Source organism: Sphingomonas fuzhouensis, assembly GCF_034659795.1.
GTDB lineage: Bacteria > Pseudomonadota > Alphaproteobacteria > Sphingomonadales > Sphingomonadaceae > Sphingomonas > Sphingomonas fuzhouensis.
The window spans coordinates 115,063-141,054 of sequence record NZ_JAXSQY010000007.1 but is presented as its reverse complement, the minus strand read 5'-3'; the positions used below and the strand labels follow the sequence as shown (position 1 = coordinate 141,054).

The following is a 25,992-nucleotide window of genomic DNA, read 5'->3' as shown; positions in this document are numbered from 1 at the left end:
CCCGGTTCGCATGGCCGATCCCCGGATCATATCCATCGAACTCGACGAGCGCAGCCTGGGCTGGCGCTCGGCCGATGTCGAGCAGGAGCGGCGGATCGCGATCTTCGACTTGATCGAGGAAAATTATTTCGCGCCGCAGCGGCCGCAGGCGGACGGCTATGCCGGGCCCTATCGGATCAAGCTGGAGTCCGAGGAGGGACGGCTCGGCATCCATATGTACCGCGAGGACGGCACGCATATCGAGACGTTGGTGCTGGCGCTGGGGCGGTTCCGGCGGCCGATCAAGGATTATTTCGCGATCTGCGACAGCTATTATCAGGCGATCCGCGCCGCCACGCCGCAACAGATCGAGACGATCGATATGGCCCGCCGGGGCATCCATAACGACGCGGCGCAGATGCTGAAGGAGCGGCTGACCGGCAAGATCGAGGTCGACTTCGACACCGCACGCCGCCTCTTCACACTGCTCTGCGTCCTGCATATCCGCAACTGATGGCGATTCTCTGGAAAATCGGGGCCGGGCTGCTGGCCCTTGGCGCGATCAGCGCGGGCGGGCGGCATTGGGTCACGCATTGGCAGCCCTCGACCGAGCATTATCCGCTGCAGGGCATCGACCTGCCCGAAAACCCGCCCGCCGTCGAATGGCGGACGCTGCGCGCGAACGGCGCGGACTTCGCCTATCTGGTCGCAACCTCGGGCACCGACCGGCGCGATCCGTCGTTCGAGGGGAATTGGGACGCCCTGCCCGAGGCGGGAATGCGGCGTGGCGCGATCCATATCTATTCGCTGTGCCAGCCTGCCGCGGCGCAGGCGGATGCCTTCAACATCTTCGTGCCGCGCGCGGGCGATGCGCTACCCACCGCGATCGACCTGTCCTTTCACGACGACTGCACCGCCCGGCCCGACCGCGCGCAACTGGTCGCCGACCTGACCCGTTTCGTGTCGATGGTCGAGACGCATACCGCCAAGCCGGTGATGCTGCGCGTCTCCAAGCCGTTCGAATCCGAATATACCATCACCGCCGCGATCGACCGCCCGGTCTGGGCGATCGGCAATCTGTTCAAGCCCGATTATGCCGCGCGCCCCTGGCGCATGTGGCGTGCCAGCGATTTCCGCCGGGTCGAGGGGGTGGAAGGCCCCGTCAACTGGGACGTCGTCACGCCATGAATGCCACCGATCCGCACGCTCTTATCGCCGCCGCCCGCGATGCTGCGCGTAATGCCCATGCGCCGTACAGCCGCTTTGCAGTCGGCGCGGCGCTCTTGATGGCGGACGGGTCGGTCGTGACGGGCGCGAATTTCGAGAATGCCAGCTACGGCCTGTCGCTCTGCGCCGAGACGGTCGCGATCGCCACCGCCTCGGCCGCCGGGCGACTGCGCGAGATCGTCGCGATCGGCGTGATCGGCGGCGCGATGGACGCCGATGGCATGCCCACCGGCATGACGCCGGTCAGCCCCTGCGGCCGTTGCCGCCAGGTCATCAACGAAGCCGCGCAAATGGGCGGCCGCGACCTGCCCGTCCATTGCGGCGCGGCGGAGGGCGATGCGGTGCGGACCTATCGTTTGTCGGAACTGCTGCCCGACGCCTTCGGCCCGGCGGATCTGGGGATCAGTTGAAGATCCACGCGAAGGCGCGGAGATTCGGTTCGCGCAGAGGCGCAGAGAGCGCAGAGTCGAAGTCCAAGTCCCCTCCCCTTCAGCGATAGCGGGTCATGGCCCATGACCTCGCACGTCCCCTCTGCGTCCTCCGCGCCTCTGCGCGAACAAATAACTTGGCGCACACGGCGTAGCTGCGGCTGATGCTCCCACGCGACGACACGAAGATTTGTTCACGCGGAGGCGCGGAGAAGAAGTGTTTAAGTCTCCCGCTCCCCGGCGATAACCGGCAGTCGTTGACGATCGGCTACACCCCCTCCGCGTCTCCGCGTGAACAAATCAACTTACCGTCCGGCAGCGCCGCCGCGATCCGCTCGCCCCGATGGATGGCTCCGTGAATTTCAGGAGGGCGACAGTGTCCGCTTCCGACCCCAACAATTTTTGTCTGGCCGGTCGAGCATCAGCCCTATCGCCGCCCGCGTGAAGCTCGCGCGTTTCAACGCAACGACGGGGTGGAACGGCTGAAATTCACCCGCGCACAAGATGCATTGAGCGCCTTACTGCGCGACGCGGCGCCAACGGCCAGCCCCTTTTTACGGTTGCCGCTTGCCCTGTCCGCACGATCCGGCGATGAGCGGCCACGCTTAAGGGGAATGAAGATGTCGATCCTGTCCGACCGCTGGATTCGCGAAGCCGCGCAGACCCAAGGCATGATCGAACCCTTTGTGGAGAATCAGCGCCGCGACGGCTGCATCAGCTATGGCCTGTCCTCCTATGGCTATGACGCGCGGGTGGCGGACGAGTTCAAGATTTTCACCAATGTCGACAGCGCGGTGGTGGACCCCAAGGACTTCGCCTCGAACAGCTTCGTCGACCGCAAGACCGATGTCTGCATCATCCCGCCCAACAGCTTCGCGCTGGCCCGCACGGTCGAGTATTTCCGCGTACCGCGCGACGTGCTGGTCATCTGCCTGGGCAAGTCCACCTATGCGCGTTGTGGCATCATCGTGAACGTCACCCCGCTGGAGCCGGGTTGGGAGGGCCATGTGACGCTGGAATTTTCCAATACCACGCCGCTGCCCGCGAAAATCTACGCCAATGAAGGCGCGTGCCAGTTCCTGTTCCTGAAGGGCAACGAGCCGTGCGAGACCAGCTATGCCGACCGCGCGGGCAAATATATGGGCCAGCGTGGGGTCACCCTGCCGCGGTTGTGAGGGCATTGGCCGCTTGACGGCGTACAGAAGCGAGCCGCTAACGACGTGCCCGCTTATCGGTAAGCCGTGTCAGCGGGGCTATAATGCCTTGTCCTAAGCGACGCATATGGGGCCGTTGCCCAGCGTTCGAAGGGATTTCCGAAATTCCTCCCCCTTGCACGGGAGGATGAAGTTAACCGGGTCGGGTCTTATCCACGTGATGAGGCGCTTCAGGGCATAAGCCCAAGCTTACTGACTGCGATCCGAAGGCCGATGCCAAAAACTCAGCATCGTCACGATCAGCCCAAGCCCACCCCTACCCGTAAACATCAGCGCCGAATCCGATCGGGCAAGTCCGGTCATCCGCCGGACTTGCCCCTAATGGCTCAGCGCGAGGCGACCGTTTGCGGCAGATGGCGCAGCCCCGACCTGGCGACCGTGTGCGACGACAGGATCGCTCCGGACGGCATGTCCATGGCGATCGCCTTTTCCTCCAGCACCGCGCCGTACAGCGCACGCGCTTCGGCGGCGCGACCGGTCTTGGCGTAGACGGCGGCGAGGTTCAGCATCAGTTCCGGGCTCCTCGGATCGGCCCGGCGCTCCTGAAGCAGGGTGCGTTCGGCCGCGGCAAAATTGCCTGCGGCGATATCCTGATACCCCGTCCGCTGCGGCCAAGCATCCTGGGCCATGGCCGGGGCCGCCATGCCCGCCGCCGCCACAAGCAGAACCGACACCACTCCACGCATCGCTCTTCTCCTATGTTTCATTTTTGTGACTTCAGAGTGTCACTTTTATGAAACGTCGGCAAGAGGGCGAGGATATATCGCAGGGCAGATCGTCAGAAGCGCCACAAACTGGGCCTGAAGATAGACCGACTGTCATGCCGATCACCGCCGTCAGGAACGTCCGTCATGGCCGAACGCCATCGGCAGAAGGGTGGGATTTGTCGCTTGGGATCAGTGCCGATCGGATAAAGACCCCAGCCGTCCGCTGGAGCGGCGGGGCCAGCCGCAGGCGCCTGATCGGGCGGCGTTTCGCGAGGTCCGTTGGGTCTCGTCCTAACACCGCCCCTGCCCCAACGAAAAAGGGCGGCCTCCGAAGAGACCGCCCCGTTTCATCATCGACCTGACCGAAGGATCAGAAATCCTTGCGATACTGCTCGTTGCCGATGAAGCCGAGCTTCGTCACCGCCGAACGCTTGATGACGGCCAGGATCTCGTCGACCTTGGCGTACTTCGCGTCGGGCGCGGGCTGGAAGTGCAGTTCCGGCTCCGGATTCATCGCGGCGGTCTGATCCAGATATTGGCGCAGCGTCACCTCGTCGACCGGGGCACCGTTCCAGGTGACCGTACCGGCGGCGTCGATGCCGATCTTGTTCTTCTCGCTGTTCACGACCGGCGAGGGGGTCTTCGAGTTGACCGGCAGGTCGACCTTCACCGCGTGAGTCTGGATCGGGATGGTGATGATGAACATGATGAGGAGCACGAGCATGACGTCGATCAACGGCGTCGTGTTCATGTCCATCATCGGCTCGCCATCATCAGATCCGGCGCTCATTGCCATGGCGTGCTAACTCCTATTGTGTCCGCCCGGCCGATCAGGCGCGGGGGTTGCCGCCGGGGGGCGGCTCGGAGATGAAGCCGACACGGGCGAAACCGGCCTGCTGCATCGTGTAGATGGTGCCACCGACGCACCGGTACGGCGTGTTCACGTCAGCGCGGATGTGAACTTCGGGCAGCTGATCGGCCGTGATGTTGGGGCCCAGCCGCTCGATCTCGGCCTTCAGCTTTTCGACCGCGCGGGTGCGCAGTTCGTCCGACGTCACCGGCGTCAGGTTCCAGTACACCTTGCACTGGCCATTCTCGCTGGTGACCGAAAGCGACACGTTTTCCGGCTTCGTCGTCGTCGGTTCGAAGCGGACGTTCGGCAGCTTCAGAGGAACGGTCTGAATCACGACCGGAACCGCGATCAGGAAGATGATGAGGAGCACCAGCATGACGTCCACGAGGGGCGTCGTGTTGATCTCCGACATCGGTTTCTCGGCGGAGTCCCCGCCAACGCTCATCGCCATGAGAGAGCTATCCTATCCATGCATTCTATCGCCGCCCTGAATGGGTCGGCGGGGGGTGGCGGGGCCGTGTCCCGAAGGATCGGTCCCCGCCCCCTTAAGCTCAGGCGCGCGTCTGAACGCCACCGGCCTGACCGGCGGTGGTGGTGCCAGCAGGCGCCTTGACGGCGGCCGGCTTGGCCGCACCGGCAACCGCCGGACGAACCGCACCGTTCGAGGCCAGGAAGCCCAGCACGTCGTTCGAGAAAGACGACAGGTCTTCGGCAATGCCCTTGTTACGACGCTGCAGCCAGTTGAAGGCGAGCACGGCCGGAACCGCGACGACGAGGCCCAGCGCGGTCATGATGAGCGCTTCACCGACCGGACCGGCGACGGCGTCGATCGACGCCTGGCCCGACGAGCCGATCTTGATGAGCGCGCGGTAGATGCCGATAACCGTACCGAACAGACCGATGAACGGCGCGGTCGCGCCGACGGTCGCCAGGAAGGCGAGACCGCCGCCCAGCTTCGAGTTGATCGCGGCTTCCGAACGCGCCAGCGAACCGTGCAGCCAGTCATGCGCCTCGACCGGATCGGTCAGCTTGGCATGCTGGTCCTGCGCGGCCAGACCGTCGTCGACGATCTGCTTGTAGGCCGAGTTCTTCTCGAGCTTGGCCGAACCCTCGCGCAGCGAGTTCGACGACCAGAAGCTCTGACGCACGCGCTTGGCCTGGTTGATGATCTTCTGCTGCTCGAACAGCTTCGAGAACAGGATGTAGAACGACACGATCGACATCAAGCAGAGGATGGTGAACACCGACTGCGAGATGAGGCCGCCTTCCTTCAGGGCCTGGCCGAGACCGTAGGGGTTTTCGGCACCGGCCGCAGCGCCGCCTGCGGCGAGGATGGTGGTGAGCATGGTTGGTTAGGTCCTCTGACTAAAGCGTTGAATTTTTACGTTCGGCCTTGGGCCGTTATTCCTGTGGCAGCTGCCAGCGAACCGGAAGCGTGTACGACGACACGATCGGGTTACCGCCGCTGTCGAGCGCAGGCGAGAAGCGAACGCGCGCCTTCGCAATCCGGCACGTCGTATCGTCGAGCGCACGGTTGTTGCTGCTCGTCGTTACGACGCAATCGGTCACGCGTCCGTCGGTGCCGACGGTCAGCTTGGCGACCACGCGACCTTCCGCGCCTTCGCGCTGGGCCGAGGGCGGGTACTGGTCGGGACCAAAGAACTGGCCCGGATTACCCTTCAGACCGGCGGCCTTCGAGATAGCGGGCGGTGCCGGCGGCGCAGGCGGCGACGGCGGCGCAGGCGGGGCCGGCGGCGCGGTCGGCTGGCTCAGCGGAATGACGCTCGTCGTCTGAATCGCCGGTGCCGGGCTGGGCACGTTGACGATCGGCGGCGGGGTCACGACCGTCGTCGGCGGCGGCGGAACATTGGGCTGTTCCGGCGGCGGCGGGGGCGGCGGTTCTTCCGGCGGGGGTGGGGGCGGCGGCTCTTGCACGTCGAACGTGTTGAGCTTTTCGGTCGCCTTCTTCACGTACTGGTAAGCCAGCCCCGTGACGAAGGCATAGCCCAGAGCAGCATGGATGAGCACGACGATAACGATCGCGACCACCTTGCCCCCGGACATCTTCTGGTCAGTATAGGCCATTCAGCAACGAAACTCCTCAGTCTGCCAGTTTCGCCTCGCCGTAGCGTGGGGACGTGGGAAACTCCTGCCATGCTCTTTCGGCATGCGGCAGAGCCTTGAACCCTATCGTGACGGCTGGCGCGGCGCAATCAGTTTGTCGGACGTAATAAACGTACAACCGGCGCGTGACGAAATTATTTCTGTACCGTTAACGTGCAAAGGAGTAGCGCGAAGCTATGAATCCCCTGTCCCACGCCATTCGTGCTGGCGCTCTGACGCTGGCGATTCCCCTTGTCGCAGCCCCCCTTCCCGCCCAGATGGCGACCGCGCCGTCGGCTCGTCCGGGTGATTCGATGGTAGCGCAAACAGGACCGGGCTATGCCGACCTCGCCGATCTGGTCCTGTCGGCCCCCGTCATCGCCGATGTGACGATCCGATCGGCGACCCCGATCAAGGGTGCCGAGGCCGCCGGAGTCGCCCCCGGTCATCAACGATTTTATGTCGAGGCCGATGTCGGCACGCTGATCCGCGGCGCGGGCGGCCTGCCCGCGCGGGTCGGTTATCTGTTCGACGCCGCGACCGATGCACGGGGCCGCGCGCCCAGGCTGAAGAAGATGCGCGTCCTGATCTATGCCCGCCGCGTGCCCAACGCTGCCGACCAGCTACAGCTCGTCGCGCCCGACGCGCAGCTGGCCTGGACCCCGGACACCGAACAGCGCAGCCGCACCATCGCCCGCGATGCGCTGTCGCCCGACGCGCCGCCGGTCATCACTGGGGTCGGCAATGCCTTTTACGTACCCGGCAGCCTGCCCGGCGAAGGCGAGACCCAGATTTTCCTGACCACCGCCAACAATCGGCCGGTGTCGCTGTCGGTGCTGCGCCGTCCGGGCGAGGAGCGTCGCTATGCCGTGGCGCTGAGCGAGATCGTCGACGAGTCCGCCGCCCCTCCGGCACGCGACACGCTGCTCTGGTATCGTCTGGCCTGTGCGCTGCCGGAGTCGCTGCCCGATCGCAGCACCGCCTCGCTGTTGCCGGAGAATGCGCAGGCGGCGCGGGAGGATTATCACTTCGTGCTGCAGAAGCTCGGCCCGTGCGGGCGCGAGCGTCAGGTGCCGACGATCAGCAACTGACCGGTGACGGCGTGTGCGGCGGCGAGATAGGCGACCGCCGCCGCGATCGCCGCCTTTCCTGCCCCCTCGGTCGGAATGACCGCATTGATCCGGGCATCGGGGGCCGCCGCGATGGCGAGTGGCGCGATGGCCGCCTCGACCATCGCCTGTGCGACCGCGTCACGGCCGGGATGGATCACCAGCACCAGATCCTCGCCGGGATGGGCCGCCACCACGGCCGCGATATCGGCGTCTTGGGCCAGATCGACTCGCCGCGCCGTCATGGGGATCAGCGCCGATGGCGGACCAGGGTGATGCCGATCGCCTCGCCCTCTTCGGCGATGGCCAGCTTCACGATCTTCACCTGCACCCGCCGCACGCGCCCATCCTGAAGGAACAGCGTGTCGCAGATATGGTCGGCAACCCCCTCGATCAGCGTGAAATGCACGCCCTCGGGCAGCTGGGTCGCGGCGTGTTTCAGGTCGAGATAATTTTTCGACTCGGTCAGCGGGCTGTCGGGCGTGTAACGCGCCGGACAGTCGAGATCGACGGTCAGCGAGATGCGCAGCGGCTGCGGCAGGTGCGTTTCCTCGGAGTAGATGCCGGTCAGCACCTGGACTTCGAGGTCGTGGACTTCGAGCTGGAGACGGTCTTCCATGCCCGCGCCTCTAGCAGAGGGGGTGCGCGGAAGGAAAGCATCAGGGAAAGCTTGCATCGCCCCGCCGTCGCGCTAAGGGCGCGCGTCCCCTTCCCGCCACCGGACGCTGCCCGTGACCGTGATGACCGCCCTTGTCCCGCTCGACGCGGTCGCCCCCGATGCGGTCGAGGCCTTGCTGGACCGCGCCTTTCCGCCCGGACGGCAGGCGCGGACCGCCTATAAGGTGCGCGGCAGCGTGCGGCCGATCGCCTCGCTCTGTTTCGCGGCGATCGAGGAGGATCGGCTGATCGGATCGATCCAGTGCTGGCCGGTCGCGCTGACCGACGAGGAAGGCCATGCGCATCCGATGGTAATGGTCGGCCCGGTCGCCGTGGAGCCGGATCGCCAGCAGGGCGGGATCGGGCGCGAACTGCTCCGGCACATGCTGGACGCCGCCGCCGCGCAGGGGCTGGACCGGGCGATGATGCTGATCGGCGACCCGGAATATTATGGCCGCTTCTTCGGTTTCTCCGCCGAGCGGACGACCGACTGGCGGCTGCCAGGCCCGGTCGAGCGGCACCGGCTGCTGTCGCGTGGGCCCGATGTTCCTGCGCTGGCCGGAATGCTGGGCCCCGATCTGAGCCAGGGCTAACGCGCACAGGGCTTTACCTGCCCGCCCCGCATCCCTACCTCGGGTGCATCATGCCGATGGCACCGCCCCCCGATCTGTCCGCGCTGAGCCTGGCCGAAATCGTCCAGGCGATGGAGGCGCAGAAGCTGCCCCCCGTCTCGCAATGGCACCCCAGCCATTGCGGCGACAGCGAGATGCGGATCGCGCGCGACGGCACCTGGTTTCATCAGGGCAGCCCGATCACGCGGGCTGCCATGGTGCGGCTGTTCTCGACCATATTGCGGCGCGAACCCGATGGCCGCCATGTCCTGGTCACACCGGTCGAAAAGCTCGACATCGCGGTGGAGGACGCGCCCTTCGTCGCCACCGCCTTGAAGGCGGAGGGGGAAGGCCAGAGCGGGCGGCTGGTGTTCCAGCTCAATACCGGCGACCTCGTCGCGGCCGGGCCCGATCACCGCTTGCGCTTCGTCGAGGGCGAGGATGGCCCCCGCCCCTATCTTCAGGTCCGCGACGGGCTGGAGGCGCTGATCGCGCGGCCGGTCTATTATGAACTCGCCGAACGCGCGCTGACCGGCGTGGGCGATGTGCCGGGCGTGTGGAGCGACGGCGTCTTCTTTCCCCTGACGGCATTGCCCGCCGCATGACGCTGGCCGAAAGGCTGGCGGCGGCGATGGCGCGGATACCGGCGCCCGACCTGCTGACCGGCGACGGAGTCGAAGCACATGAGCTGACGGCGACGCCGACCGCCGCCGCCGTGCTGATACCCGTCACCGATCGTGCCGAACCGGGTGTGGTCCTGACCCAGCGGACCGACAGCCTGCGCACCCATGCCGGGCAGATCGCCTTTCCCGGCGGCCGCGCCGATCCGGGCGATGTCGATCTGGTCGCGACCGCGCTGCGCGAGGCGGAGGAAGAAATCGGGCTTCGGCCGCGCGCGGTGACGGTGGTCGGGCTGGCCGATCGCTATCGCACTGTCACCGGGTTCGAGGTGACGCCGGTCGTCGGCGTGATCCCCCCCGATCTGACGCTGACCCCCGCCGAGGCGGAGGTGGCCGATCTGTTCGAGGTGCCGCTGTCCTTCCTCCTCGATCCTGCCCATCACCACCGGGTCAGCGCGCCGTGGCGCGGGCGGACCCGCCATTTCTACGAGATTTTATGGAACGACCGGCGCATCTGGGGCGCGACCGCGGCGATGATCGTCAACCTGTCGCGGCGGCTGCAATGGGCGGCATGATCCCGGCGACCGCGCCCTGGGCCAACCGGCCCGATCTGATCGCGCTGGCCGAGCGGTTGCAGGCGCGGTTCGTCGGCGGCGCGGTGCGCGACATGCTGCTGGGGCTGGCCGTCGCCGATATCGACCTGGCCACGCCGCTGTCGCCGGAAACCGTCATCGAACGGGTGCGCGACGCCGGGTTCAAGCCGGTGCCGACCGGCATCGCGCATGGCACCATCACCGCCGTCCTGCCCGAGGGCCCGGTCGAGGTCACGACGCTGCGCCGCGACGTGTCGACCGATGGCCGCCATGCCGTGGTCGCCTTCACCGACGACTGGCGCGAGGATGCCGCGCGGCGCGACTTCACGATGAACGCGCTCTATGCCGATCCCGCCACCGGCGAACTGTTCGATTATTTCGGCGGGCTGGACGATCTGAAGGCCGGCCGCGTGCGCTTCATCGGCGACCCGTTGCAGCGGATCGCCGAGGATCATTTGCGAATCCTGCGCTTCTTCCGATTCCATGCGCGTTTCGGCCATGCGATCGACGAGGCCGGGCTGGCCGCCTGTGCCGCGCGCGCCAACGACCTGATGGCATTGTCGCGCGAACGGATCGCGGCGGAGTTGCTGAAGCTGTTGGTCGCCGTCCGCGCGGTGCCGGTCGTCACGCTGATGGTCGAGCAGGGCATTTTCCGCGCCGTCCTCCCCGAAATCGACGCGGCCGGGGTCGAGCGGCTGGCCCGACTGGCCGAGCGCGAAGCCGCGACGGGCGTTGCCCCCGACGCGATCCGGCGACTCGCCGCGCTGCTGCCGCCGGGCGCTGCCGAGCCGGTCGGCGCGCGGTTGAAGCTGTCCAATACCGATCGCAAGCGCCTGATCGCCGCGACCGCCGGGCCGGGGGATGAGGGGCCGCGTGCGCTGGCCTATCGCATGGGGCTGGTCAGTGCGATCGACCGGCTGCTGCTGGCGGGCGAGTCGATCGCGCCGATCCGGGACTGGACGCCCCCTGCCCTGCCGCTGACCGGCGGTGCGTTGGTCGAACGCGGGATCGGCAAGGGCCCCGATGTCGCGCGCCTGCTCCGGCGGATCGAGAGCCAGTGGATTGCCGAGGGCTTTCCCGATGCCGCACGCGTCAACCAGATCGCCGACGCGGTCGTGGCTCAGGCCTGATCGGCGATCATCGCCCAGGCCGCCTCGGGCGACAGCGGGCGGGCGTAATAATAGCCCTGGCCATGGCTGCACCCCAAAGCGGCCAGCGTCTGGCCGAGTTCGACCGCCTCGATCCCTTCCGCGGTGGTCTTCATGCCCAGCGCCTGGGCGAGACCCAGGATCGCGCGGACGATCGCGATCTTGTCGCGGTCGGCGAGCATCCCCGAGACGAAGCTGCGGTCGATCTTCAAAATGTCGATCGGCAGCTTCTGAAGATAGGCGAGGCTGGAATAGCCGGTGCCGAAATCGTCCATCGCGATGGTCGAGCCCAACGCCTTCAACGCGTTCATGATCGCGCTGACCCGATCGGGATCGCCGACGATCGCGCTTTCGGTCAGCTCCAGGATCAGGCGCTCGCCCGAGACGCCCGCCTTGGCCAGCGCCGATTCGATCAGGGCGGGGATATCGTCACGCTGTAACTGGATCGCCGAAACGTTTACGGACATGCGGACGCCGCAATGTCCGCCCGCCATGTGATCCCAGGCGGCGAGCTGCGTCAGCGCCTGGTTCGCCGCCCAGCGACCGAGCGGCACGATCAGACCGGATTCTTCGGCGACCGGGATGAAATCGACCGGCGAATGCTCGCGGCCCTCGGCATCGCGCCACCGTGCCAACGCCTCGAACGCGACCGTCCGGCCCGACCCCAGGTCGCAGATCGGCTGATAGGCGAGTTGCAGTTCCTCCTGCTCGATCGCGCGGCGCAGCGCGGTTTCCATCGCGAACTGGGCGCGGGCGATGGTGAAGGCCTGAGGGTGATAGACTTCGGTACGGCCCGCCGCCTTGGCGTGCTTGACCGCGAATTGGGCGTGGCGGATCAGTTCCTCGGCATCGCCGTCCGGCCCTTCGTTGAAGGCGATACCGACCGACGCTTCGACATTGACCTCGTAATCGGTCAGCCGGAACGGCGCACGCAGGGCCCGGTCGATCCGGTCGGCGAGGACATGGGCTTCCTCCTCGCTGCCGTCGATCATCATCAGGATGCCGAACTCGTTGCCGCCGATCCGCCCGATCGAGTCGCGGGAGCGCAGGGCTCCCTTCAGGCGGCGCGCGACGGTGATGAGCAGTTCATCCCCAACCAGCGAGCCCATACAGGCGTTCAACCGGCCGAATCGGTTCAGGTCGATCACCAGCACCGCATGGCGCTGGCCCTCGGCCATCATCGCCTCGATCAGATCGCCGAAGCCCTGGCGATTGGGCAACCCGGTAAGGCTGTCGGTCATCATCTCACGCCGCAGGCTGCGTTCGGTATGGTGCTGTGCGGTCTGATCGACCAGCATCAATACGCAACCATCGGCATGCCCCTCGGACGAGCGGGTCAACGTCGCCTGGAAATAACGGCAGTCGATAACGTCGCCGACCGACAGTGGAAATTCGATCGAGGCGCGGTCGGACGACAGGAAGCCGTCGATTCGCGCCGCCACCTCGGCCAGCAGAATGTCCTGTGTCCGCGCCTCATGCAGGGCGGCGCGGCGATAGGCGTCGTTGGCGGCGGCAACCTTCGGCTGACCTTGCGCGACGGAAATCTCCGCCGCCGGGATCGCCATGATGTTGATGGCGCACGACGTCAGCGACCCGAAATGCCGGTTCGAAAAACGCTGTGTCGGATGAGCCATCGTTGCCATCAGACACCGGATTAATCCCGGAACGTTAAGAGCCCCTAAAATTTCCCCGAAAATCGGGTTAACAAAGGATTGTGCCGCCGCCCGGTTTTGGGGTCGTTCCGGCTGGACCGCGCCTAATCGAAACGATTGTCGCGCGGAAAGCCGGTCGGCGGCATCCGCCCCGCCGCGCCGCGCGCGGTGCGCCAGGCCGACAAATCCGATTCGGTGCGAACCCGCCCGCTCTCGCCGCCCATCGTCCAGCTAAGCCCGTCCTTGAACACGAAGGTCGTCGCATCCGACAGCCCGCCGTCCCGATAGCGCTGAAGCTGGACGCCGGTGCCGCGCGACAGCTCGACGAATTCGCTCAAGGGGAAGACCAGCAATTTGCGGTTGTCGCCGATCGCCGCGACATAATCATCCTCGGCCCCGACCGGCCGCACGACCTTCAGCGTCGCGCCCGCGCGCGGGGTCAGCACGGTCTTGCCCTTGCGGGTTTCGGCAATGGTGTCGGCGCTGGGCACGATAAAGCCACGTCCGTCCGACGCCGCGACCAGCAGCTTGGCCGCGCGCGCGGCGGGCAGGAAGCCGACGATGCCGATCGAGCCGTCCAGATCGATCATCGCGCGCACCGGCTCGCCAAAGCCGCGCCCGCCGGGCAGCTTGTCCGCCGCCAGCGTGAAGAACCGACCATTGGCCGCCGCCAGCAGCAGCTTGTCGGTGGTCTGCGCATGGAAGGCGAAGGCGGGGCCGTCGCCTTCCTTGAACTTGGCGGTATCGGCCGAGGCGAGGTCGACATGCCCCTTCATCGCGCGAATCCAGCCGCGCTGCGACAGGATGACGGTGATCGGCTCGCGCTCGATCATCGCCTCCAAGGGTATGTCGCGGGTCGGCGCGGCTTCCTCGATCAGCGTGCGGCGCGCACCCAGCGGGGTTTCGGGGCCATAGCGGTCGCGGATCTTGCCCAGATCCTTCTTCATCCGCGTCCGCTGGCGCTGTTCGGAACCGAGCAACAGGGTCAGCTGCTCGCGCTCCTTGTCGAGCTTGTCGCGCTCACCCCGAATCTCGAACTCTTCCAGACGGCGCAAGGACCGCAGCCGCATGTTGAGGATCGCCTCGGCCTGGCGGTCGGTCAGGCGGAACTCGTCGATCATCACCGCCTTGGGCTCGTCCTCGGTACGGATGATCTCGATCACCCGGTCGAGGTTGAGATAGGCGACCAGATAGCCGTCGAGCAGTTCGATCCGGTCGGCGATCTTGCTCAGGCGGTGTTCGGAACGGCGGCGCAGCACCACGAACTGATGCTCGACCCAGGCCGCCAGCGCCTCGCGCAAGCTCATGACGCGCGGCGTGCGGTCCTTGTCCAGCACGTTGAGGTTCAGGCTGACCCGCGTCTCCAGATCGGAGAAGCGGAACAGACCATCCATCAGCACCTGCGGATCGACGGTGCGCGCGCGCGGCTCCAGCACGATGCGGACCTGGGCATCCGACTCGTCGCGCACATCGGCAAGGATCGGCAGCTTCTTGTCGTTGATGAGCGTGGCGATCTGTTCGATCAGCTTGCCCTTGGCGACGCCGTAGGGAATTTCGCTGATGACGATCTGCCAGCCGCCGCCCTTTTCGCGCTCGATCTCCCAGCGCGCACGAACGCGGAAGCCGCCCCGCCCGGTCGTATAGCTTTCGCGCAATATGGCGGGCGCATCGACGACCATGCCGCCCGTCGGGAAGTCGGGTCCCTTGACCAGCGCCAGGATCGCATCATCATCGGCATCCGGCTGATCGACCAGCAGGATCGCGGCCTCCAGCAGCTCGGCGGCGTTGTGCGGCGGAATGCTGGTCGCCATGCCAACCGCGATGCCGCTCGCGCCATTGGCCAGCAGGTTCGGGAACAGGCCGGGGAACAGCTCCGGCTCCTGCTCCTCGCCATTATAGGTCGGGCGATAGGCGACGGCGTCTTCGTCCAGCCCGTCCATCAGGTCGATCGCGACCTGGGTCAGCCGCGCCTCGGTATAACGATAGGCGGCGGCGTTATCGCCGTCGATATTGCCGAAATTGCCCTGCCCGTCGACCAGCGGATAACGTAGCGCGAAATCCTGCGCGAGGCGGACCATCGCGTCATAGACCGACTGGTCGCCATGCGGGTGGTATTTACCGATCACGTCGCCGACGACGCGCGCGCATTTCTTGTAGCCCGAGGCCGGATCGAGCTTCAGCAGCCGCATCGCCCAGAGCAGCCGCCGATGCACGGGCTTCAAGCCATCGCGCACATCGGGCAGCGAGCGCGCGGTGATCGTGGACAGCGCATAGACCAGATACCGCTCCGACAGCGCACTGTCGAAGGGGGCATCCAATATGCCGACGGGAGGATTGTCGCGGAGATCGATCGCCATGGAAGCCCAGCTTCTAGCAAGCCATGGCGCAGGGAGCAATCACGCGGATCAAATCGAGAACGGTTGCCGCATGCCGGCAAAGCGCCGCTTGTCCTGCTCGTCACTCAACCAGCCCGACCGGGCACGCAGCAGATCGCGCCGCGCCAGCAGTCCGATCAGCACACCTTGCCCGTCGACCACCGACAGGCGATCGACATCCTCGGCCAGCATCCGCTCCGCCGCGCGGTCGACCGGCCATTCGGGCGACACGATGGGCAATGCCGCGTCCGACACCACCTCGCGCAGCGTCGCCCCGATCTCGGGCGGGGCGTCGAACCAGCGCAGTGCATCGGCCCGCGACACCAGACCAACCGGCCGCCCCTCGCCGTCCACCACCGGATAGGCGCGGTGATCGGCATTGGCAAAGAAGCGCGCCGCCTCGTTCACCGTCATGGTCGCGGGCAGCGTTGCGGGGGACCGCGTCATGATCTGGGCGACGCGGACCAGGCTCAGCGGATCGACGGCATATTCCTGGCTCAGATGGCGGCCGCGCCGCGCGATCTTCTCGGTCAGGATCGAGCGGCGCAGCACCAGCACCGCAATCGCATAGGCCGCCACGCTCGCCGCTGCCGTCACCGGTAGCGCATCGAACCGCCCGGTCAACTCGACCGCAAAGATCGACGCGGTCAGCGGCGCGCGCATCGACGCGCTCATCATCGCTGCCATCCCCGCCAGCGCATAGAGCGGCACCCCGCCGGGCAGGGCCTGCCCCGCCAGTGCACCCAGCGCCGCGCCGAGCATCAGCAACGGCGCCAGGATGCCGCCCGACGTGCCCGATCCCAGCGCGATCAGCCACACCACCGCCTTGACGACCAGGAGCATCAGGACCGCCTTCACCAGCATCGACCCGAGCAGCAGCGCCTGGATATTGTCATACCCCGCCCCCAACACGCGGGGATCGACCATCCCGCCCAGGCCGACCACGACCGCGCCGATGGCGGGCCACCACATCCAGTGGACCGGCAGGCCATGGAACCCGTCCTCGATTCGATAGAGCGCCCAGGACAGCCCCGAGGCGATCACCCCGACACCCAGCCCCAGCGCCACCGCGCCCACCAGCGCGACGGCATCATAGGACAGCGCCATGGGCAGCGGAAACATCGGCCCCGCCCCGATCAGCCAGGGCCGCCAGGCGATCGCCGTCAGCGCGGCGACCGCGACCGGCACGAAGCTGCGCGGCTTCCACTCGAACAGCAACACCTCGACCCCCAGCAGCATCGCGGCAAAGGGCGTACCGAAGATCGCCGTCATTCCCGCCGCCGCGCCCGCGACCAGCAGCGTCTTGCGCTCTGCCGCGCTCAGGTGAAAGCATTGCGCCAGCAGCGAGCCGATCGCGCCGCCGGTCATGATGATCGGCCCTTCCGCGCCGAACGGCCCGCCCGAGCCGATCGAGACGGCGGCGGACAAGGGCTTCAGCACCGCGACCTTGGGCGACAACCGGCTTTGGCCGAACAGGATCGCCTCGATCGCCTCGGGGATGCCGTGGCCGCGAATCTTGTCCGACCCGAACCGCGCCATCAGGCCGATGATAAGGCTGCCGACGACCGGCACGATCAGCGTCCGCAACCCTTGCGCCACGGGCACGATCGCGACCGGCGCAAAGGAGAATTGCCCATACCAGCCGATGTTCGTCGCCAGCGCGATCAGCTTCAACAGCACCCAGGCCGCCGCCGCGCCGCCGCTACCGATGACCAGCGCCGCCACCGCCAGCGCGAGCATACGCCGGTCCGCGCTATGATCGGCCAATCGAACGGAAGGAGCGGGAAGCGGCGCAGCGCGGGGGATCGTCATGCCCGCGCCAATATATCGCACTACGATATTTCTCAAGAGACCCGATGTGTGGCATGGGCGGCGCCATGGACGATCCGATCAGTGACCGGGATTATCGCGCCCTTGCCGGGTTCCGGCGGCAGCTCCGCACCTTCCTGTCGTTCAGCGAGGAAGCGGCGGCGCAGGCGGGCATCACCGCGCAACAGCATCAGGCCCTGCTGGCCCTGCGCGCCGCGCCCGACCGCGCGCTGCTGATCGGCGAACTGGCCGAACATCTCCGCCTGCGCCCGCACAGTGCGTCCGGGTTGGTCGATCGGCTGGAGAAGCTGGGGCTGGTGCGGCGCGCGACGGGGGTGGATCGGCGACGCGTGCCGGTCACGCTGACCGAGCAGGGCACCGAGACGATCGCGACCCTGGCCATCGCCCATCGTGCCGAGTTGCGCCGATTGCGGCCGTTGCTAATGGATATGCTGTCGGCGCTTTGAGGCGCTCCTTCCCAAACGCGACAAAGCGAGCGCGATCGGGATCGCACCCGCTTCATCTGCAGCGCCATCAGTCGATTACGGCTGAGTCGCGACGGCCTGGGTCACATCCTGCTGGAACTGATTGCCACGGGCGACCGTGCAGTTCTGGAAGGCGACGGGCGTGAAGGTCTCGACCCCGGCGACATCCTCGTCGGTCTTCACCTTGCCATGCGGCCCACGGACCGGCTGGAAGGCGATGGCCTCCGGATGGAAGGTGGCGAGAACGTCGGCGGTGTCGCGGCATGCCACGGTGCGCTCGGCACCACGGTTGTTCTTGATGACCGCGATCGCTTCCATGCCATTGGGCTGCGGGATATGGGCCTGTTCATAGATCAAAGGCTGCTGCGCCATCTGCATCGGCCGCGCCATTGCAGTTCCGGCGGTCAGCATCAGGGCCCCACCAACAACACCGATCATCAGCTTGTTCATGACTTCCTCCTTTGCAAGCATCGACAGAACCCGCAACTTGGAGGATGGGTTTCCTATACTTTCGACCTTACCGTTTTTTAATCCATCTTCAAAACCCTCTTCATCATGTAGCGAATATTACCGGATTTTAATCTTCCGGCGTTCCCCAGGCATTGCGCAGGCACGCGCCACCCAACTCCATTGCGCCGTCGCACGGCATCCATTATAGGCCGCGCCATCCCGCCTCGGGCCTCAGCATGGGGGCGCCGGGGCTGTACTCATTTCAGGGGACCGCCGCATGGCTCGCCGCCGCCAAATCTACGAAGGCAAGGCCAAGATCCTGTACGAGGGCCCCGAGCCCGGCACGCTGATCCAGTATTTCAAGGACGACGCCACCGCGTTCAATGCCCAGAAGAAGGGCACGATCAACGGCAAGGGCGTGCTGAACAACCGTATCTCCGAGCATGTCTTCACCATGCTCGACCATATCGGCGTGCCGACCCACTTCATCCGCCGCCTGAACATGCGCGAGCAGCTGATCCGCCAGGTCGAGATCGTGCCGATCGAAGTCGTGGTGCGCAACGTCGCGGCAGGCTCGCTGTCCAAGCGTCTGGGCATCGAAGAGGGCGTGAAGCTGCCCCGCACGATCATCGAATATTATTACAAGGACGATGCGCTGGGCGACCCGATGGTCACCGACGAGCATATCGCCTGCTTCGGCTGGGCCAGCCAGGAAGAGATGCACGACATCGCCGACCTGGCGATCCGCGTGAACGACTTCCTGTCGGGCATGTTCGCCGCGATCGGCATCCGCCTGGTCGACTTCAAGCTGGAATTCGGCCGCATCTGGGACAACGACTTCGGTCGCATCATCCTGGCCGACGAGATCAGCCCCGATGGCTGCCGCCTGTGGGACATGACCACCAACGAGAAGCTGGACAAGGACCGCTTCCGCCGGGATCTCGGCGGCGAGGTCGAGGCCTATCAGGAAGTGGCGCGCCGTCTGGGCCTGCTGCCCGAGGGGGGCGACACCGCCGTCCTCGACCTGGAAGAACACCGCAAGAGCCGGGGCAAGTAATGAAGCTGAAGATTTTCGTCACCCTGAAGCCCGGCGTGCTCGACCCGCAGGGCAAGGCGATCCAGCACGCGCTGGGCAGCCTGGGCTTTGCGGGCGTCGATGACGTGCGCGCGGGCAAGCTGATCGAGATGCAGGTCGCCGACGAGACGACCGATGCGCAGATCGACGAGATGTGCCGCCAGCTGCTCGCCAACACCGTGATCGAGAATTACCGGGTGGAGCGCGCCTGATGAAGACCGCAGTCATCGTCTTTCCGGGCTCGAACTGCGACCGCGACCTCGCCGTCGCGCTGGAGGCGGTGACGGGCGTCAAGCCGGCCATGGTCTGGCACGGCGACAGCGAACTCCCCGAAGGGCTGGGGCTGATCGGCGTTCCGGGCGGCTTCTCCTACGGCGATTACCTGCGCTGCGGCGCGATCGCGGCCCGCTCGCCGATCATGCGCGCGGTGGTGGAGCAGGCGAACAAGGGCACGCCGGTGTTCGGCGTGTGCAACGGCTTCCAGGTACTGGCCGAAACCGGGCTGCTGCCGGGCGCGCTGATGCGCAACCGCTCGCTCAACTTCGTGTGCCGCGACGTGAACCTCGAGGTCGCCAACACCGACAGCGCCTTCACCCGCCTGTACGAACAGGGCGAGACGATCCGTATCCCGGTCGCGCATCACGACGGCAATTACTTCGCCGATGCCGACACGCTCGACCGCCTCGAAGGCGAAGGCCGCGTGGCCTTCCGCTATGCCGAGGACGTCAACGGCTCGGCCCGCAGCATCGCGGGCGTGCTGAACGAGAAGCGCAACGTGCTGGGCATGATGCCCCACCCCGAGCGCCGCATCGAAGCCGCCCATGGCGGCGACCATGGCCGCCGCCTGTTCGAGGGCCTGCTGGAGATGGTCGGGGCCTAATCCCATCCTCCGGTCAGCTTGAGCGAAGTCGAAGGCCATCGGATTCTGAACGGGGAGGCGAGGCAACTCGCCTCCCCTTTTCATTTGGGTTCACGCGAAGCCGCGATGGCGCGAAGAAGAAGGTTGGTTCGCGCGGAGGCGCGGAGAACGCGGAGGTGTTTCGTCCCTGGAGACGTCTTCCTGCTTCATTCAGGCGTGTAAAAGATTCATGCAGCAGCCGCTGCGCACACCCTCTCTGCGTCCTCCGCGCCTCTGCGCGAACCCAATTACTTCTTAAAACCCTTCGCGTCATCGCGGCTTCGCGCGAACTCAAAATCCCCTCACACCCGCGCCCGGAACGGCGAAAAGTCCGTGCCCTCGTCGAACACATCCACCCCCTCGGCCCGCTTCAGCCAGCCGACGATCAGATAGGTCACGGGGGTCAACAGCACCTCCCAGCCGACCTTCAGCGCCCATTGCGTGAACAGCACGACGATCACCAGATGCGGCGTCCATCCCACCGCGCCCCAAAAGGCGAGCGGATAGAAGATCAGGCTGTCTACCCCCTGCCCCACCAGCGTCGAGCCGATCGTCCGCGACCAGAGATGCCGCCCGCCGGTCCAGATCTTCATCCGCGCCATGACATAGGCATTGGCGAACTCGCCCGCCCAAAAGGCGCAGACGCTGGCGAAGACGATGCGCGGCACCTGGCCGAAGATCACCTCATAGGCCGCCTGGTTGGTCCAGCTCGGCGCGGGCGGGAGTACCACGACGACGAAGCTCATGAACGCCATGAACAGCACCGCCGCCGTCCCCGCCCAGATCACGCGCCGCGCACGGGCATAGCCATAGACCTCGGTCAGCACGTCACCGATGACATAGCTCAGCGGAAAGAACAGGATGCCCGCCCCGAACGGCCACTCGCCGACCAGCGGCAGGGTGATGACAGCGACCTTGCCCGCCCCAATGACGTTGGACAGCAGCAAAATGGTGACGAAGGCCGCCATGACGAAGTCGAACCAGCGAAACGCCCCCCGTTCGATCTCGCGCGCCGTAACCACCCGCTCCACGCTCATGCCGATCCCTTCCACCCGGTTGGAAGGCCCATTTATCGCCATTCCCAACCCGCGCAAACCACGCTAGGGACATCGCCGTCCGCGCGTCCGTAGCTCAGTTGGATAGAGCAAGGAGCTTCTACCTCCTCGGTCGGGGGTTCGAATCCCTCCGGGCGCGCCATATCTCTGTGCTGGCGTGCCCGAACTGGCTATTGGGAAATGCGCCGGAATATAGACAGCGATATCGGACAGCATCGACGGCGCGTACTCATCCGATCCTCTGTGGCCGCACCCGCTCCATCACTGCCCATCGGGGCGGACCGGCCCCGGAAGACGCTATGATGCAGAGTTATGCCGCTTGTATGCAGCTTGGCTGTGCAACCCCCATAAAATCGCCGCAGGCCTATCCGACCCAGTCGCGACGCAAGCACGGGCCCGCCAGACCGACCAGCAGTCCGGCCAACGCGTAAAGGCCAAGGCCATAGAGCATCGCGTGACGCAGCGCGTCGGCCCCATAAAATGGGGTCAGCGAATCGGACAGCACGCCCAGCGCATAGATGCCGCCGCCCAACCCGATCAGATTGTTGATGAGTAGGAACAGCGCCGCTGCCGTAGCCCGCGCCGGGGGCTCGACCAGATGCTGTATCGCCGACACCACAGGTCCCAGCCACGCATAGGACAGCGCCTGGGGCAGCAGAAACAGCGCAAAGGCGATCCGCACATCGCCGCCATGGATGCCGCCTGCGAAGAAAGGAATGCTAACGAGATAGGCGATGGCGGGCACATAACCGAACCACGCCCGGTCGCGCGCGCCCAGCCGGTCGGCAAGCCAGCCTCCGCCCAGGATGCCGCTCACCCCGCCAATCAACAGGATCGCCGCCAGGACATGCGAGGTCCCGATCAGATCCAGCCCGAAGCTGCGCCGCAACAGGCTGGGCAACCAGAAGGCCAAGCCATAGCCGATCATCGATCCGCTCGCCGCACCGAAGGACAGCAGCCAGAAGGACGGCTTGCCCGCCAAGGTGCGTGCGACCTGTCCCAGACCAGGCGCCCGTGCCTGGCTCCCCTGCAACGCGGGAACGGGCCGATCGCGCACGATCCAGCGAACCAGCGGCGCGACAGCCATACCCGCCAGCCCCACCACGACGAACGCGGCCCGCCAGTCGACCCGCGCCGCGATATAGCCACCTGCCAGCACCCCGGCGGCCGAACCCAGCGGAATGCCCAGCGAATAGAGGGACAGCGCCAGCGCGCGCCTATGTGGCGGAAAATAGTCGCTGATGATCGCATAGGACGGCGCGACGCCGCCCGCTTCGCCGATGCCGACACCCAGCCGCGCCAGGAATATCTGCCAGAAGCCGGTCGCCAGTCCGCACAGCGCGGTAAAGCCGCTCCACAGGACGAGCGAGCCGGTGACGACCCAGCTCCGGCTCGTCCGATCGGCGACCCAGGCCAACGGAACGCCCAGCGTCGAATAGAGCAACGCGAAGGCGATGCCGCCGAGCAACCCCATCTGCCGGTCGCTCAACCCCAGTTCCTGCTGGATCGGCGCGGCGAGGATCGCCAGAATCTGCCGGTCGACGAAGTTGAAGATGTAGACGACGAGGAGCATCGCCAGCACCAGCCGGGGGCGGGTGGATCGGGTTTTCATGGCCATAAATCAGATTCCTCCCCTGCAAGGAGGGGCAGGCGGATTGCCTCCCAGGCAATCCAGATCATGCCGGGGGCATGATCGACCTGCCGCTGGGGACCATGCGCAGCATGGTGGAGGGGTGTCCCCGCCCGCACATGAAGCCCGACCTCGCCAGCCGGGACACCCCTCCGTCAGGGCTTCGCCCTGCCCCCCCCCTTACAGGGGAGGATGAAACGCCCTCTATGTCAGCGGTGCCTCATGGCACCGAATACCCAAGCCGCAGCCCCGCGGGGCCGCGAGTCTTGGTTATTCCCACTCGATCGTGCCGGGCGGCTTGCTCGTATAGTCGTAGACGACGCGGTTGATGCCCTTCACCTCGTTGATGATGCGGGTCGTCACGCGCGGCAGGAAGTCGCCGGGGAAGTCGAACGCCTGCGCCGTCATGCCGTCGACCGAGGTCACCGCGCGCAGCGCCAGCACCGAGTCGTAGGTGCGGCCATCGCCCATCACCCCGACCGAGCGCACCGGGAGCAGCACCGCGAATGCCTGCCAGATCGCGTCGTACAGACCCGCCTTGCGGATCTCCTCGAGATAGATGGCGTCGGCCTTGCGCAGGATGTCGCAACGCTCGCGCGTCACTTCGCCGGGGATACGGATCGCCAGGCCGGGTCCGGGGAACGGGTGACGGCCGACGAACACGTCCGGCAGGCCCAGCTCGCGACCCAGCACGCGGACCTCGTCCTTGAACAATTCGCGCAGCGGCTCGACCAGCTTCATGTTCATGCGCTCAGGCAGGCCGCCGACATTGTGGTGGCTCTTGATCGTCACCGACGGGCCGCCGGTGAAGCTGACGCTCTCGATCACGTCCGGGTAGAGCGTGCCCTGCGCCAGGAACTCCGCCCCGCCGATCTTCTTGGCCTCGGCCTCGAAGACGTCGATGAAGGTCTTGCCGATGAACTTGCGCTTGGCCTCGGGGTCGGTGACGCCTGCCAGACCGTCCATGAACAAATCCTGCGCATCCACATGGACGAGCGGGATGTTGTAATGGCCGCGGAACAGGCTGACGACCTGCTCGGCCTCGCCCTGGCGCAGGATGCCGCCATCGACGAACACGCAGGTCAGCTGGTCGCCGATCGCCTCATGGATCAGCAGCGCCGCGACCGACGAGTCGACCCCGCCCGACAGGCCGCAGATCACCTTGCCCGTGCCGACCTGCTCGCGGATCTCGGCGATCTTGGCGGCGCGGAACTCGGCCATGGTCCAGTCGCCCGAAAGCCCTGCGACATGGCGAACGAAATTGGCGATCAGCTTGGCGCCGTCGGGCGTATGCACGACTTCCGGGTGGAACTGCATCGCATAGATGCGGCGCTCGTCATTGGCGATGATCGCGTAAGGCGCGCCAGGGCTGGTCGCGGCGACGCGGAAGCCCGGCGCCAGCGCGGTGACCTTGTCGCCATGGCTCATCCACACCTGATGCCGCTCGCCCGTGGTCCACAGGCCGTCGAACAGCGTGCATTCGTCCTCGACGGTGATGAACGCCTCGCCAAATTCCCCGCTGTCGCCCTTCTCGACCTTGCCGCCCAGTTGCTCGGTCAGCGCCTGCTGGCCATAGCAGATGCCCAGCATAGGCAGGCCGCTGTCGAGGATGACCTGCGGGATGCGAGGAGAATTCGCGTCGACGACCGAGGCGGGGCCGCCCGACAGGATGACCGCGGCGGGGTTGATCCGCGCGAACGCCTCTCCGGCGGATTGGAAGGGCACGATCTCGCTATAGACCCCCGCCTCGCGCACGCGGCGCGCGATGAGCTGGGTGACCTGGCTGCCGAAATCGACGATGAGGATGCTGTCCGGGTGCTCCATGGCGGTCCGATAGCGATGTCTCCGGCGAAAATCTACCGCGCCGCGTGCGTTTCGGGTGCGTCGATCGCGACCATCCGCACCGCCTGCGCATCGACCCGGCAGCGGAAGCCGCGCAACTCGCCGGGGTCGGCTTTCGTCTCGCGTAGCCGCACGGTGCCGCGCACCAGCAGGCCGTCGCCAAGCGGATCGACCGACTCCACCGCTTCGAGCAGCGCATGGGGGTGTTGCCGCCGCGCCTCGTCCTCGGTCGCCAGTTTGCAGGCGCGGGTCGCCGCCTCCTGATCAATGTCGGCGCGTATGATCATTGGTGTTTCGCCCCCGCGCACCGGAGCGAGTGGATCAGCGGGCGGCGGCACGGCGGGTTTCGGACGGCTCGGGTCATAGCCCGCCGCCTGGAGTCCCAGCGCCGCAGCCACCACCGCCCCCACGCCACCCGGGCTCGTCTTGGTCTGTTCGCGTTGGTAATGGAGCCAGGTGGCACTAGGCGTCGCGATGCCCTTGTTCCAGTCCTTGTCCGGTGTGGCACAGCCGGACAGCGACGTGATCGTCGCGAGGCTCAACGCGATGCTGGCTTTCCCCATGTTTCTCTCCCCCTGTTGTCGGGAGAAGAAACCACACCTGCTTGCAGAATGCTGAACGGCAGCACTTGGCACGCACCTCCCGTAAACGGGAGGGGTTGGGGGAGGGAAAGCCACGGGCGATAGTCTCGGTGAGACACCCTGCCCTCCCCCGACCCCTCCCGCCTGCGGGAGGGGAGAAGAAGGGGTGTTGATACGAAAAAGGGCCGCCCCATCGCTGGAGCGGCCCTTCCTCGAAGGCAATCGAGAAGCGCGAATTACGCCGCTTCGTCGAAATCTTCCTCGCTCATGACCGGACCCGAATCCTGGCCCTTCGCCGAGACGTCGCGGTCGACGAACTCGATGATCGCCATCGGCGAGGCGTCCGACGCGCGGATGCCGGCCTTGATGATGCGGGTGTAACCACCGTTACGGTCGGCATAGCGCGACGCCAGAACGTCGAACAGCTTCACCAGCTGTGCGTCGTCGAGCAGACGGGCATGGGCCAGACGACGGTTCGACAGACCGCCCTTCTTGGCCAGCGTCACCAGCTTTTCGACATAGGGACGCAGTTCCTTCGCCTTGGCGACGGTGGTGGTGATCTGCTCATGCTTGATGAGCGCGGCCGACATGTTGCGGAAAAGCGCAATACGATGAGCCGAGGTACGCTGCAGCTTACGGCCGCCGACGCGATGACGCATGGTAGTTCCTTCGTTCGTTAAGGGGCCGTGTCACGGAACCCCAGAGCTGGTGACCGTTAAGGCCGTCACCTTCGCCTATTCAAATCCTCCCCAAGCTAACTTGGGGAGGGGGACCGTCGCGAAGCGATGGTGGAGGGGCCAGGCCGAAGGACCGGATCACGGCAAAGCCGCGATCCTGACGTCGAATGGGCCGCCCTGGGGCGGCCCACCGGCCGGGCTTTCGCCGTCTCGC

29 protein-coding genes and 1 tRNA gene are annotated in these 25,992 nt (G+C 66.3%); 14 read left to right on the top strand and 16 right to left on the bottom strand.

Annotated features, from left to right (window positions below):
• Positions 1-10 precede the first annotated feature (10 nt).
• The 4 genes from U1H82_RS15155 (at position 11) to dcd (ending at position 2,809) form a co-directional block, all read left to right on the top strand.
• On the top strand, positions 11-493 hold the full coding sequence (locus tag U1H82_RS15155) for a UPF0262 family protein (RefSeq protein ID WP_322965765.1): 483 nt from the start codon (positions 11-13) through the stop codon (positions 491-493).
• Positions 493-1,167 (top strand): GH25 family lysozyme, encoded by a 675-nt coding sequence (locus U1H82_RS15150; RefSeq protein WP_322965764.1) that lies wholly within the window; start codon positions 493-495, stop codon positions 1,165-1,167. The genes U1H82_RS15155 and U1H82_RS15150 overlap by 1 nt, the downstream gene beginning before the upstream one ends.
• Positions 1,164-1,616, top strand: a complete 453-nt coding sequence (locus U1H82_RS15145) for a cytidine deaminase (RefSeq protein WP_322965763.1) — start codon at positions 1,164-1,166, stop codon at positions 1,614-1,616. Before U1H82_RS15150 ends, U1H82_RS15145 begins: the two co-directional genes overlap by 4 nt.
• A 638-nt stretch (positions 1,617-2,254) precedes the next feature.
• Positions 2,255-2,809 carry a dCTP deaminase gene (dcd, locus tag U1H82_RS15140; RefSeq protein WP_007405039.1) on the top strand — a complete coding sequence of 185 codons (555 nt, stop codon included), beginning with the start codon at positions 2,255-2,257 and terminating at the stop codon, positions 2,807-2,809.
• A gap of 365 nt (positions 2,810-3,174) precedes the next feature.
• Here dcd and U1H82_RS15135 read toward each other — a convergent pair whose 3' ends face one another.
• The 5 genes from U1H82_RS15135 to U1H82_RS15115 form a co-directional block, all read right to left on the bottom strand.
• A complete protein-coding gene (locus U1H82_RS15135; protein WP_322965762.1) occupies positions 3,175-3,522 on the bottom strand; it encodes a tetratricopeptide repeat protein in 348 nt (115 codons plus the stop codon).
• A 403-nt stretch (positions 3,523-3,925) separates the two neighbouring features.
• Complete coding sequence (locus U1H82_RS15130; protein ID WP_322965761.1) at positions 3,926-4,351, bottom strand: ExbD/TolR family protein; 426 nt, start codon at positions 4,349-4,351, stop codon at positions 3,926-3,928.
• A gap of 34 nt (positions 4,352-4,385) precedes the next feature.
• A complete protein-coding gene (locus tag U1H82_RS15125; protein ID WP_322965760.1) occupies positions 4,386-4,859 on the bottom strand; it encodes an ExbD/TolR family protein in 474 nt (157 codons plus the stop codon).
• 100 nt (positions 4,860-4,959) lie between these two features.
• A complete protein-coding gene (locus tag U1H82_RS15120) occupies positions 4,960-5,754 on the bottom strand; it encodes a MotA/TolQ/ExbB proton channel family protein (RefSeq protein WP_322965759.1) in 795 nt (264 codons plus the stop codon).
• A gap of 55 nt (positions 5,755-5,809) precedes the next feature.
• On the bottom strand, positions 5,810-6,493 hold the full coding sequence (locus U1H82_RS15115; RefSeq protein WP_322965758.1) for an energy transducer TonB: 684 nt from the start codon (positions 6,491-6,493) through the stop codon (positions 5,810-5,812).
• Positions 6,494-6,708: 215 nt separating this feature from the next.
• On the opposite strand from U1H82_RS15115, the gene U1H82_RS15110 reads away from it, so the two are divergent.
• On the top strand, positions 6,709-7,602 hold the full coding sequence (locus U1H82_RS15110) for a hypothetical protein (protein WP_375339541.1): 894 nt from the start codon (positions 6,709-6,711) through the stop codon (positions 7,600-7,602).
• On the opposite strand, the gene U1H82_RS15105 is transcribed toward U1H82_RS15110, so the two are convergent.
• On the bottom strand, positions 7,578-7,865 hold the full coding sequence (locus U1H82_RS15105; RefSeq protein WP_322965756.1) for a Rossmann fold domain-containing protein: 288 nt from the start codon (positions 7,863-7,865) through the stop codon (positions 7,578-7,580). The two genes, U1H82_RS15110 and U1H82_RS15105, sit on opposite strands and share 25 nt — an antisense overlap.
• A 5-nt stretch (positions 7,866-7,870) precedes the next feature.
• Positions 7,871-8,239, bottom strand: a complete 369-nt coding sequence (locus U1H82_RS15100; RefSeq protein WP_322965754.1) for a dihydroneopterin aldolase — start codon at positions 8,237-8,239, stop codon at positions 7,871-7,873.
• 121 nt (positions 8,240-8,360) lie between these two features.
• Here U1H82_RS15100 and U1H82_RS15095 point away from each other — a divergent pair, with 121 nt between their 5' ends.
• The 4 genes from U1H82_RS15095 to U1H82_RS15080 are packed head-to-tail and all read left to right on the top strand — an operon-like array spanning position 8,361 to position 11,231.
• A complete protein-coding gene (locus U1H82_RS15095) occupies positions 8,361-8,870 on the top strand; it encodes a GNAT family N-acetyltransferase (RefSeq protein ID WP_322965889.1) in 510 nt (169 codons plus the stop codon).
• Between the two features lie 50 nt (positions 8,871-8,920).
• Positions 8,921-9,493, top strand: coding sequence for a DUF1285 domain-containing protein (locus tag U1H82_RS15090; RefSeq protein WP_322965753.1), 573 nt, complete (start codon positions 8,921-8,923; stop codon positions 9,491-9,493).
• Positions 9,490-10,083: a CoA pyrophosphatase gene (locus U1H82_RS15085; RefSeq protein ID WP_322965751.1), complete on the top strand. Its 594-nt coding sequence runs from the start codon at positions 9,490-9,492 to the stop codon at positions 10,081-10,083. The genes U1H82_RS15090 and U1H82_RS15085 overlap by 4 nt, the downstream gene beginning before the upstream one ends.
• Positions 10,071-11,231: a CCA tRNA nucleotidyltransferase gene (locus tag U1H82_RS15080; RefSeq protein WP_375339544.1), complete on the top strand. Its 1,161-nt coding sequence runs from the start codon at positions 10,071-10,073 to the stop codon at positions 11,229-11,231. The genes U1H82_RS15085 and U1H82_RS15080 overlap by 13 nt, the downstream gene beginning before the upstream one ends.
• Here the strand turns inward: U1H82_RS15080 and U1H82_RS15075 are convergent.
• The 3 genes from U1H82_RS15075 to U1H82_RS15065 all read right to left on the bottom strand — a co-directional run bounded on the left by U1H82_RS15075 (position 11,222) and on the right by U1H82_RS15065 (position 17,088).
• On the bottom strand, positions 11,222-12,892 hold the full coding sequence (locus U1H82_RS15075; RefSeq protein WP_375339540.1) for a putative bifunctional diguanylate cyclase/phosphodiesterase: 1,671 nt from the start codon (positions 12,890-12,892) through the stop codon (positions 11,222-11,224). The two genes, U1H82_RS15080 and U1H82_RS15075, sit on opposite strands and share 10 nt — an antisense overlap.
• Before the next feature lie 113 nt (positions 12,893-13,005).
• Complete coding sequence (gene parC / locus U1H82_RS15070; protein ID WP_322965749.1) at positions 13,006-15,258, bottom strand: DNA topoisomerase IV subunit A; 2,253 nt, start codon at positions 15,256-15,258, stop codon at positions 13,006-13,008.
• Between the two features lie 48 nt (positions 15,259-15,306).
• The gene (locus U1H82_RS15065; protein WP_322965748.1) at positions 15,307-17,088 is read right to left on the bottom strand and encodes a chloride channel protein; all 1,782 of its coding nucleotides are present in this window, start codon (positions 17,086-17,088) and stop codon (positions 15,307-15,309) included.
• A 65-nt stretch (positions 17,089-17,153) separates the two neighbouring features.
• Here U1H82_RS15065 and U1H82_RS15060 point away from each other — a divergent pair, with 65 nt between their 5' ends.
• Positions 17,154-17,552, top strand: coding sequence for a MarR family winged helix-turn-helix transcriptional regulator (locus tag U1H82_RS15060; RefSeq protein ID WP_322965747.1), 399 nt, complete (start codon positions 17,154-17,156; stop codon positions 17,550-17,552).
• Between the two features lie 75 nt (positions 17,553-17,627).
• Here U1H82_RS15060 and U1H82_RS15055 read toward each other — a convergent pair whose 3' ends face one another.
• Positions 17,628-18,020 carry a hypothetical protein gene (locus tag U1H82_RS15055; protein WP_322965746.1) on the bottom strand — a complete coding sequence of 131 codons (393 nt, stop codon included), beginning with the start codon at positions 18,018-18,020 and terminating at the stop codon, positions 17,628-17,630.
• 277 nt (positions 18,021-18,297) lie between these two features.
• Here U1H82_RS15055 and purC point away from each other — a divergent pair, with 277 nt between their 5' ends.
• Genes purC through purQ form a run of 3 tightly spaced genes read left to right on the top strand, consistent with a single transcriptional unit; the run spans position 18,298 to position 19,975 of the window.
• Entirely contained in the window at positions 18,298-19,077 is a 780-nt protein-coding gene (purC, locus tag U1H82_RS15050) for a phosphoribosylaminoimidazolesuccinocarboxamide synthase (protein WP_007405170.1), read from the top strand.
• Positions 19,077-19,307, top strand: coding sequence for a phosphoribosylformylglycinamidine synthase subunit PurS (purS, locus tag U1H82_RS15045; RefSeq protein WP_175313981.1), 231 nt, complete (start codon positions 19,077-19,079; stop codon positions 19,305-19,307). Before purC ends, purS begins: the two co-directional genes overlap by 1 nt.
• Positions 19,307-19,975, top strand: a complete 669-nt coding sequence (purQ, locus tag U1H82_RS15040) for a phosphoribosylformylglycinamidine synthase subunit PurQ (RefSeq protein WP_322965744.1) — start codon at positions 19,307-19,309, stop codon at positions 19,973-19,975. Before purS ends, purQ begins: the two co-directional genes overlap by 1 nt.
• Before the next feature lie 320 nt (positions 19,976-20,295).
• Here purQ and U1H82_RS15035 read toward each other — a convergent pair whose 3' ends face one another.
• On the bottom strand, positions 20,296-21,030 hold the full coding sequence (locus U1H82_RS15035) for a queuosine precursor transporter (RefSeq protein WP_322965743.1): 735 nt from the start codon (positions 21,028-21,030) through the stop codon (positions 20,296-20,298).
• 83 nt (positions 21,031-21,113) lie between these two features.
• Here U1H82_RS15035 and U1H82_RS15030 point away from each other — a divergent pair.
• Positions 21,114-21,190, top strand: a tRNA-Arg gene (locus U1H82_RS15030).
• A gap of 222 nt (positions 21,191-21,412) precedes the next feature.
• On the opposite strand, the gene U1H82_RS15025 is transcribed toward U1H82_RS15030, so the two are convergent.
• The 4 genes from U1H82_RS15025 to rplQ all read right to left on the bottom strand — a co-directional run bounded on the left by U1H82_RS15025 (position 21,413) and on the right by rplQ (position 25,760).
• On the bottom strand, positions 21,413-22,666 hold the full coding sequence (locus tag U1H82_RS15025) for a spinster family MFS transporter (RefSeq protein WP_375339539.1): 1,254 nt from the start codon (positions 22,664-22,666) through the stop codon (positions 21,413-21,415).
• A 282-nt stretch (positions 22,667-22,948) separates the two neighbouring features.
• On the bottom strand, positions 22,949-24,502 hold the full coding sequence (gene guaA, locus U1H82_RS15020; RefSeq protein WP_322965742.1) for a glutamine-hydrolyzing GMP synthase: 1,554 nt from the start codon (positions 24,500-24,502) through the stop codon (positions 22,949-22,951).
• 32 nt (positions 24,503-24,534) lie between these two features.
• Entirely contained in the window at positions 24,535-25,083 is a 549-nt protein-coding gene (locus U1H82_RS15015) for a hypothetical protein (protein ID WP_322965741.1), read from the bottom strand.
• A gap of 254 nt (positions 25,084-25,337) precedes the next feature.
• Complete coding sequence (gene rplQ / locus U1H82_RS15010; protein WP_322965740.1) at positions 25,338-25,760, bottom strand: 50S ribosomal protein L17; 423 nt, start codon at positions 25,758-25,760, stop codon at positions 25,338-25,340.
• Between the last annotated feature and the right edge of the window lie 232 nt (positions 25,761-25,992).